Source organism: Paenibacillus sp. BSR1-1 (assembly GCF_030403775.1).
Lineage (GTDB): Bacteria > Bacillota > Bacilli > Bacillales > Cytobacillaceae > Neobacillus.
The window spans coordinates 43,235-52,749 of record NZ_JAQMWQ010000035.1 but is presented as its reverse complement, the minus strand read 5'-3'; the positions used below and the strand labels follow the sequence as shown (position 1 = coordinate 52,749).

8 protein-coding genes are annotated in these 9,515 nt (G+C 38.1%); 6 read left to right on the top strand and 2 right to left on the bottom strand.

Annotated elements, in window-relative coordinates; all coding sequences use genetic code 11:
• Window positions 1–233: 233 nt before the first annotated feature.
• The gene (locus PH210_RS28385) at window positions 234–2,225 is read right to left on the bottom strand and encodes a hypothetical protein (protein WP_289989897.1); all 1,992 of its coding nucleotides are present in this window, start codon (window positions 2,223–2,225) and stop codon (window positions 234–236) included.
• A gap of 18 nt (window positions 2,226–2,243) precedes the next feature.
• Window positions 2,244–3,464, bottom strand: a complete 1,221-nt coding sequence (locus PH210_RS28380; protein WP_289989895.1) for an ATP-grasp domain-containing protein — start codon at window positions 3,462–3,464, stop codon at window positions 2,244–2,246.
• A gap of 208 nt (window positions 3,465–3,672) precedes the next feature.
• Between PH210_RS28380 and PH210_RS28375 the strand changes: the two genes are divergently transcribed.
• The 6 genes from PH210_RS28375 (at window position 3,673) to dppA (ending at window position 9,513) form a co-directional block, all read left to right on the top strand.
• Entirely contained in the window at window positions 3,673–4,239 is a 567-nt protein-coding gene (locus PH210_RS28375) for an N-acetyltransferase (protein WP_289989893.1), read from the top strand.
• A gap of 93 nt (window positions 4,240–4,332) precedes the next feature.
• Window positions 4,333–4,704 (top strand): hypothetical protein, encoded by a 372-nt coding sequence (locus PH210_RS28370; protein ID WP_289989891.1) that lies wholly within the window; start codon window positions 4,333–4,335, stop codon window positions 4,702–4,704.
• Window positions 4,705–4,843: 139 nt separating this feature from the next.
• Window positions 4,844–5,932 carry a GerAB/ArcD/ProY family transporter gene (locus PH210_RS28365; protein WP_289989889.1) on the top strand — a complete coding sequence of 363 codons (1,089 nt, stop codon included), beginning with the start codon at window positions 4,844–4,846 and terminating at the stop codon, window positions 5,930–5,932.
• Entirely contained in the window at window positions 5,929–7,341 is a 1,413-nt protein-coding gene (locus tag PH210_RS28360; protein WP_289989887.1) for a spore germination protein, read from the top strand. Before PH210_RS28365 ends, PH210_RS28360 begins: the two co-directional genes overlap by 4 nt.
• Window positions 7,342–8,496, top strand: coding sequence for a Ger(x)C family spore germination protein (locus tag PH210_RS28355; protein WP_289989885.1), 1,155 nt, complete (start codon window positions 7,342–7,344; stop codon window positions 8,494–8,496). It abuts the gene before it with no gap.
• 192 nt (window positions 8,497–8,688) lie between these two features.
• Window positions 8,689–9,513, top strand: a complete 825-nt coding sequence (dppA, locus tag PH210_RS28350; RefSeq protein WP_289989884.1) for a D-aminopeptidase DppA — start codon at window positions 8,689–8,691, stop codon at window positions 9,511–9,513.
• The last annotated feature ends 2 nt before the right edge of the window (window positions 9,514–9,515 follow it).

Here is a 9,515-nt window from a genome sequence, read left to right as displayed (position 1 = left end):
AGAAGGTTGACCTCAAAATGAAAAACTGAGAAAACAAGAGAAAAAGAAAGCTTGTGTCCGGAATTAGGGGGCCAAACCGAATTCGCTGATAAACATAAGAAATCCGCTGATAAATCATATTTAAATAAGTAAATCGAGTAATTTGGCAAATAAGTAAGACTCTATCGGATTATGAAAGTAACTAGAACGACTAATCCTAACGAAAAATGCTTAAATTTAAAGGGATGATATAATCATACCCACTGATAATTTTTGCCCCAGCTTTCTCTTGCCAGTGCTTCCACTTCTTCAACAAGACTGTGTTCAACCATATAGGTGTCACCCTGTTCGAAAGGGTTATAGTGGTAGGCGTACATTCTCGATACAAATTCGTGAAATGGAAGGGATGCTTCTCCTTCAAGTTCGCCAAATCCTGAAACACTTGCAATAATGCCCTGCCCCCAATTCTGACCGCTGTCATTGTTAGGATTGTAAAAATAGATTCGAACATTTCCCTGCTGGTCTTTTTTAATTCTTTGAATAGATACAGCATGCAGGCCGAGCAGTTCCCCATGGACGTTTGTGATGAGAATGCCAACAGGATTCGGATAAATCATCTCATAGCCTTCATTATAATCAGGATGATGAGTGGCATAGAATAACTTAACAAAAGCAGAATAGTTTGTTACATAGAGTGTCAATTGATCAATCGCATTGATAAAGCCCTTTGGAATCCATGCACCATAGAATTCTGGGTTGACCCACTTATGTCCGTCCTCGCCGCGAAGCAGTGTTTTTTTCATCATTTCGTTATAGATTTTATCCAGGTGTGGTACGAGAACCATAGATATTGGATCCAAATCCTGCCCGATTTCCCCCGCTACCCCTCCAATAAGGAGGCTTGAATGAATGGTTTCTCCTTCAAATGTCATATCTATATCATTGTCACGGGCTGCCCGAGCAATATATTCCAACAGTTGACCGATTCCATGCTGACTCCAGAGGGAAATGGCTCTAGCTGACTGGCAAGTTGGATTGTTCCCTTGCCCGACACCAAGAGGCTGGCCAAGAATACTCATAACTCCAGCAATAAGAAGACCGTTTAGGCTGATCGCGCTTTGTTCATCCTTAAACTTTGTAAGTGCTTCGCGTACATGTGCATGAATAGGGAGATCAAATAGACGGCGAATGGCAGGAAGTACATGTTCCTGTGTGAGCACTCCTCGGTTTAGCATTCTTGAAAGACCATATACAGCTTGACGTGTTTCAGGATAAATCGAAATCTGGATGATGTCATGGATCAGTTGTTGATTGGTGTTGAAACTTGCAATCCCTGTTTCTGATAGATCAAGGGCTGCCTGGATTTTATCAGAACTCTTCCGGTTAAGAAACCGAAGGAGAACGGGGTGATAGGGTGATACTAGACCAATTTCTTTCATCGATTTTGCAAAAATATTCACTTCTAACTCCAGCTCATCTTCATTGGCATTTTCTAGATTGAGTCTATATTCCCTTTGATTGGCCGCATCCTTACTTAAAGGGGTTGGAGCATTTGCGGCATCTATATATTTTTCAAGTGCTTCTCTCGTTATTTCATCAATACCGCTTTTAATTAATTGTTTAGAAAGGCTGATCATGCTTAATATGCGACCTGTCATAATAGGACGCTGGACAGACAGGCGTTCTAATTCCTGTACAATTTGATAACCGATTGCTCGAAAAGAAAGCTGTTCACCCAAGTACTGGAATAAGCCTTGAGCCCGAATCGTATGATCTTCTAAAATACGTCCTTCTTCTGTTTCTGGTGTGAACAAAAGATCGAGATTCAAAGCCATGACTTCATTTAAAAAGGCATTGGCTTCTTCTTTGCTCAGGCCCTCATGGATGTAATTTCCTTTCGCAATGGCCAGCATTCTCATTTCACTTAACAATTCGATAATGGAATTGACGCCCTGCTTAGACCTCAATGAACCGCCAACGAGTGGAGGCTGCATTTTAGTGGAATCCTCCCACTGACCTCCAAGGAAGACACCAGCCTGATCAAAACGATGAGCATTTTCAAAAAGTATATTCATTCCATCGTAGGAGTAAGAAAGTTCGATCGCTAATTGGTACACGTCTGTTTGATAGAGGCTTTTTGCGAATGGTTTCGCCTGTTCAAGCCTGTCTAAAGCATCTTCAAATTTACCCTTTAAAGCTACTGTTTGTTTACCCATTCTTTTTTTCTTTTTCGTCACAGTACTCATCCTTATATTCGCCCCTTCTTATTGGTAGAAATTATATTTTTCATAATCTTGCAAAATGGATCTCATTTCGTCAGCATCTTCTCCAAAAAAGAAAATGGTTCCATAATGATTACCAAATCCTACCCGTTCTGCCACTTTGGATGTAACAGGAATGAACATATTATGGTTTACAAAAAAAGGATGGTTTTTGAGATTATTAGGTATATTCAGCTTTTCAACGATTTTTACATTAGGATAGACCATGAGATTACCAGAATACCCTTTTGCGGATACCACTTCCTCAGGGAAAAATGCCGCAATTTCTTCTTCGGTTGTATCTGGGTCACAACAAAGCACTTGGCCTTGATAAGGGCTGAACCCGTATGCATTTTCAATATGTTCAAAAATATGGCCGCCGGGAATACGGTTCGCTACCTCGCCAAAACTTAGGACCCCATCTTGAGTAATGAAAAACTCAGGATGAATAATGCCATATTTGACTTCAAAGGCATCCACAAGCTTCTCAATCGCTTCCTTGATTTGGGGTCTCCATTTTTCTAATGAAGGAGAAGCAGGGACGAAGTTAGAATGACCTAACTTTACATATTCCGTAATATTGAGGAACCTTACTTTTCCATTATGGATAAAGGCCTCGCAAGAGAATTCTTGACCTTCTAGGTGACTTTCCATTAGTAACGGGAATTCTGAATCGTCAATTTGGTCAATCTCTTCTAGTTTTCGAATCATGTAATGTCCGACTGTGCCTGCCTTATCAAATGGTTTAACGTGAATAGGGGCAAAGTCATCTTCATCTATATTACAAAGTGCCTCATTAATTCTTTTTAAAAAATAACGGATATCTTCCTTGTTGTTTGCTTCTTCAAAAACTCCAACACGGATTCCGGCAAGTTGGGCTTTACGCTTCATCAAGCCTTTATCCCGGAGCAGCAGAGATTTATGGAAAATGCGCGGGTTATTCCAGAGCCTGGCATTTATGGCACCAGACCACTCGACCGTTTCTTCGTAAATCGGTACTGCTACTGTTGTATTAAGATCCTTTAATTTTTCATAGAGTTCATCCGCCCGTTCCTCTAAGTGGCGAAATACCCATGGGACAAACTGGATGCCATGGGAGTCAGCAAAACTTTGAAATTCAGGTGGACCAACGACCAAAAATGGTCTATTCATTTTGTCAATTGCTTCAATTGCTTGCAGGCTCCAGCCAAGTAATGCCGTTAATTTACCCTTGTTCTGATTCATTTGAATTAACTCTCCCCATTTTTGAAATATATAAAAGATCCTAACAGCCCTATAGTAGCAAAATTTAATATTGTAATTTTCAGATTTACAAAAATAGTACAAACACTTCAAGCTTGCTTAACAAAAGATTTACAATGGGTAACTAAAATGGAGGAGACATTAGAATTGATGATTTTATCTTCAAATATTCGGGCAAAGGGGTATTAGGATGAGAAACTGGTATGCGAGATTGACTGATTATTTTCCAGAAAAAGAAATGAAATCTAAAAAGCATTTTGAAATCCTTTTGCAAGAAAAACAGGGAATCTACCAAGTAGAGGAAAGACAGGACCATGTATTAGTTTATTTTGAAAAGCCGGAATATATCTTCATAGATTATATACTAGTGGCGCGGAACACCAGAGGAACTGGGAGAGGAAGTGTGATCCTTGACCAATTGAAACGAAAAGGAAAAGCCATCATACTTGAGGTTGAACCAGTTACTCCTATAGATCCCGATTCGGAAAAACGAATAAGATTTTATGAAAAGAATGATTTCCTGAAGATGGAATCAATTAGTTATGAAAGAATCCATATGGTCACGAATGAGTTGAATAAGATGGACATTTTTTGTTGGTCGCCAGTACATAGAACAGAACTATGGGTGTATGACCAAATGAGAGAAATTTATACGGAGGTCCATGCTTTTAAAGCCATGGAAATATATGGGCGTAACCCTCAGTCTGATTCTGAGGTCCTTTGGCTGAGAGAATTTACGAAAGTTATGATTAGTTAATGAATTAGATAAGTGTTTTAAAATGAATATAATTGAAACTAAAACCATGCTTGTCCGTATAAATAGTATTAAGTTTTTAAGGAGAGTTGAATATTGTTTCTAGCAGAACTACATCAGGAGGAAAAAGAGGCTTTTCTTGAACTGGCTCACATGATTGCCACAATCGATGGAAATGTATCTATATATGAAAATTCTATTCTTAACAAATACAGAAACGAAACGGGACTTGAAGTTTATCAACTAAAGGGCCTCGCAATGGAGGAGATTCTCAAAAAATTCCAAACGGAACGCGCACGAAATATCGTGTTAGCGGAGCTCTTTAAACTAATCTACTCAGATGGAGTGTTTCAAAACGAAGAAAGCGAAACCATTAACTTAATTAAGGCGCATTTCGGCTTTAATACCAGTGAATTTGGAAGTTTCAAGGATTGGGTTGGAAAAATTAAGGAATTGTCAAATTCATAGTGAGATGTGAAAACCTTTGTTTTGCCCTTAAAGGGTCTAAACAAAGGTTTTTTTCGTGCTGAATGCAAGAGGAATATGAATATTCAACGAATAGTTTAAACAAGTAAAAAGAATAATATGGAAAAAAGGAAATGTACAAATGCAGAATAAGTTAAGATTTATTTCCATTGTGTATGTCATTTTACTATCTGTTGGTCTTTTTGCCCATGTTGAAATTATCCCGTTCATATTGAATACAGCAAAAAGAGATTCTTGGGTCAGCATACTATTAACGGTTATCATTCTGCCTTTATGGATTTATGTTTTATATAAGATTGTTTCCATCCTAAACAAACGGTCAATTATTTCTCTTTTAAAAGATCATGGGAGCGTATTCAGTTATTCCATCCTGCTTTTACCCTTAGCTTTATATATGCTCGTTGATGCTTTTGTGGCGGCAAAGGAAATTATTTATTGGTCACAATTGAGCTATATGCAAGGCTTTAACAGTTTTACGCTGGCTCTTATCCTGCTCATTTTCTGTTTGTTTTGCACTGAAGCTGGATTGTTTTCCCTTGGTCTCTTAAGCAGTATTCTTTGCCCAATCGTTCTGTTCTTAGGTTTTTTTATTTCATTTGCGAACATGAAGAAAAAACATTATGAACTGTTATTCCCATTGTTTACTGATGGTTTTTTGCCTGTCACAAAGGGTCTCCTGTATACTTCCTTACCAATTTTAGAGTTATTTATCATAATCTTCTTAACTCCTGTTTTACAAAAAGCGGTTACAAGGAAGCAGCTATTCATTGTCGGGGTGATCATTATTGGATTAATGCTGGGACCTACCGTTGGGGCGATTGTTGAGTTTAGCCCGGCAACGGCCGCTCAATATCGATATCCGGCCTATGAACAGTGGCGCATAATTTCCATTGGAAGATATTTTTCCCATACTGATTTTTTTGCAATTTTTCAATGGCTTTCAGGAGGAGTTATCAGAATAAGTCTATTTGTCTTTATCTCAAGCCGAATTCTTACAAAAGGGTTAGAGACTGTAAAAATAGTAAGGATTATTTACGCATTCCTTTTTATAGCATGTGTTTATCCAGTTGACCAAAGCCCTTTTGCGACTATCATCTATGGGTATTTTCGGCCTTTCTCTTTCTTTTTATTAATCATACAAATATCAATGATAACGATATATATTGTGAAGAATAAACAGAAGTGGTTCGGAGGAGGGATTAAATCATGAATGAACATTTTTTCTCTGTTGAAAATCTACAAAAGCTATTTAACTATTCATCTGATATAGAAATTAAGGCAGATGAATGTCATCCAAATCCATCCATCTATGTATATTGCATCCCTATAACAGATGCTAGTCTAATTCAATCTGTCATCATGCCCTCTAGTGAACATTCGAACTCCATATATCAATCGCTTCAGATGGAGGCTATGGGTAAAAGTGAAATTTCTCCTGAAAAAATCGAGGAAGCCATTTTTTCAGGAAAACTAATGGTTATTCCTCCGGGGGGAAAGGTTTATTTTTATAATATTAGTAAATTTCCCACCAGACAGCCGGATGAATCTGTTGCGGAAGTTTCGATTCGAGGACCAAAGGATGGATTTGTTGAGGATATTACCACCAATCTTGGTTTAATTCGTAAAAGGCTGCGTACATCCTCATTGGTCATTGAAGATTACACGATCGGCAAAAGAACCAATACAAGGATTTCACTTCTTTATATTAAAGATATTATTAACGAACAGATATTGAGTGATATCAAAGGCCGGCTTGCTGCCTTAGACGTCGATATAGTAACAAGCACATCGATGTTGATGGAATATTTAATGGAAAATAAATTTACCCTCATTCCAACGATCGACTATTCTGGCAGGGCTGATTTCGTCGCAGAATCAATCAATCAAGGGAGGTTTGCCATTGTGGTTGATGGTGCTCCAACGGTATTAATTGCACCTACGGATCTTTCTTTCCTATTTAAGACACCTGAAGACGATAATACCAGTTTTTATTTCGCATCGTTGGAAAGAATCTTGCGCATTATAGGGCTATTTACAACAACTTTCCTGCCGGGTTTTTATACCGCATTGATAACACATAATGTAGGGCAATTACCTCTTCCGCTTATTGCCACTATTACGGTTTCCAGATTAGGCCTGCCGTTTTCGCCATTGATTGAAGTCCTGCTCATGCTGGTCATGTTTGAGTTATTTAAAGAAGGTGGAGCCCGTCTTCCAAAGGGAATTGGACAAACGGTTGCCGTTCTAGGCGGCTTGATTATTGGTGATGCGGCTATTCGCGGGGGGATTACTTCTCCTACGATGCTCGTTGTCATCGGTGTAACAGCAATTTCCAGCTTTACACTTGTTAATCAGTCTTTATCAGGAAATATCTTTTTCATTAGAGTATTTGTTTTGATCTTTAGCTACAGCATGGGGATTTATGGGTTTTTCATAAGTTTTATGTTCGTTTTGCTCTATTTAACAAGGTTGAAATCTTTTGGGGTTCCAGTTTTATCAGAAATCTCTTCGCCAGAAGGAAAAGATATCATGTTTACGTTTTTCAGAATCCCATTTTCTTTTATGAAGAAACGAAATGCCGCTTTACATATTAAAGATGGTACAAGAACAGGTGAATAGATGAAGAAACTTTTATACATTACCTATGCCCTGTTTCTCCTCACAGGTTGTTCCAAGATCAATGAAATCCAATTTCAGGCCTATGCAGTGGGGATAGGAATTGACTATAAAGATGATGTATATCACGTGGTTATGCAGTTCTTAGACTTCTCGAACGTAGCTAAAACGGAGCAAGGTAAAAGTGATAAGCCTAGCCCAATCTGGTTAGGAGTTGGAAAAGGCAAGACGGTTGAAGATGCGATTGTTGAAGTCTACCATAGTATACAAATTCCTGTAAATTATGATCAGATAAGTTTATTCGTTTTTGGAAAATCTTTATTGGAACATAGGTTAGGAAAAACCATAAATGCATTAGATACTAATTTCAACATTCGTCAAACGGGAAGGGTCTATGGTACCGATCAACCGCTTGATAAAATTTTTACTTCACAGGTTCCTTTCGATTATCCTTTTTCTAATGCCCGGATCAATCAGCCAGAATATATGCAGCAGCAAGAATCTGCGGTTCCTGCTATTTCCCTGCAAGACCTGATTTATCAATTTAATGAAAAAACGAAAACGATACTGCTGCCAAGCATCACTGTTAATGACGAGAGTATAAAACAGAATCTGGATAAAATACCTGTGACCACATTTACCGGTGCGTATCTTATGAAAGATGAAAAAATGAAGGGTTTATTAACAAACAAGGAACTTGAGGGTTTTATCCGCGTGAACAATAAGGCGGTACGTTCGCCTGTAACTATTAGTGAAAGGGAAAATGGGAAAAATAAACATGTTACAATAGAATTATTAAATCCTAAGGTCAAAAGAATCATGAATAAGGACAAAAATGAGGTTCAGGTTGGATTGGATATAAAGATTTCAGCTATAGTCAGAGAATCCGACCATACCATTCTTGCTCCAAGAATTAAAAGAGAGATTAAAGAGAAAATTAGAGATTATGTATATGAAGCCTATGTAAATAGCGATAATATCGGGGGAGATATCTATCAATTCGAGGACTATATGTATCGATTTATGTATGATGATTGGATTAGGTATCAAAAAAGCGGGAAATTCCCCATCTTGGATAAAACAGACATTCATGTAAAAGTAAAACCTCTAAAAAGTATAAATAAAATAAACGCCGGGATTCATCTTCCCTTAAAATAGGGAGATTGATGCCATTAAGACGTCAAACTTGATTGACGTCTTTTTATTTGTCTGTTTTCGTAAAATCAATCTTCGATCAATTTTAAGTAATAAATAGTACTTTAATACCATATTTTTAATATGTTTGTAATATTTAGTAAATTTAAATTATAATAGTATTAAAATAATATTTTAATAGAAAGGGGTATTTGGATGAAATTATATGTTTCCGTGGATATGGAAGGAATCACTGGCATGGTTGACCATACCCAAGTTGATTCTGGCAAACATAACTATGAGCGCAGCCGGATTATTATGACGGATGAAGCAAACCATGTCATTACAGCTGCTTTTGATTCAGGATGTGAAGAAGTAGTCGTAAATGACAGCCATTCAAAAATGAATAATCTATTAATTGAGAGGCTCCATCCTGAGACACAACTGATAACTGGCGATGTGAAACCATTTTCAATGGTCCAAGGGTTAGATAAAACCTTTACGGGAGCGGCCTTTGTTGGCTACCATGCCCGTGCAGCCTTAAAAGGGGTCATGTCCCATTCCATGATCTTTGGGGTTCGCAATATGTACATCAATGATGTAGCGGTAGGCGAATTAGGATTTAATGCCTATGTCGCAGGATATTACGATGTTCCTCTTCTAATGGCAGCAGGTGATGACCGTGCGGCCTTTGAGGCAGAGCAACTAATTCCGGGTGTGACAACCGCAGTTGTAAAGGAATCTATTTCAAGGTCTGCAGTCAAATCGTTAACGCCGGCAAAAGCAGGGCAGCTGCTTCGTGAAAAAACGGCCATCGCACTAAACAATAGAGGTAAAGTGAAACCGCTTACACCACCAGATAAGCCTCTTCTAGCGATTGAATTTACCAATTATGGGGAAGCGGAATGGGCAAATTTAATGCCAGGAACAGAAATCATCCCAGAAACGACGATTGTTCGTTTCCAGGCGAAAGATATATTAGAAGCATACCAAGCAATGCTGGTAATGACGGAATTGGCGATGAGAACAACATTCTGTTAGGA

Bases quoted from the DNA above. Each gene is read 5' to 3' on its own strand.
- PH210_RS28385 (WP_289989897.1), bottom strand. From the start codon at position 2,225: ATGAGTACTGTGACGAAAAAGAAAAAAAGAATGGGTAAACAAACAGTA.
- PH210_RS28380 (WP_289989895.1), bottom strand. From the start codon at position 3,464: ATGAATCAGAACAAGGGTAAATTAACGGCATTACTTGGCTGGAGCCTG.
- PH210_RS28375 (WP_289989893.1), top strand. From the start codon at position 3,673: ATGAGAAACTGGTATGCGAGATTGACTGATTATTTTCCAGAAAAAGAA.
- PH210_RS28365 (WP_289989889.1), top strand. From the start codon at position 4,844: ATGCAGAATAAGTTAAGATTTATTTCCATTGTGTATGTCATTTTACTA.
- PH210_RS28360 (WP_289989887.1), top strand. From the start codon at position 5,929: ATGAATGAACATTTTTTCTCTGTTGAAAATCTACAAAAGCTATTTAAC.
- PH210_RS28355 (WP_289989885.1), top strand. From the start codon at position 7,342: ATGAAGAAACTTTTATACATTACCTATGCCCTGTTTCTCCTCACAGGT.
- dppA (WP_289989884.1), top strand. From the start codon at position 8,689: ATGAAATTATATGTTTCCGTGGATATGGAAGGAATCACTGGCATGGTT.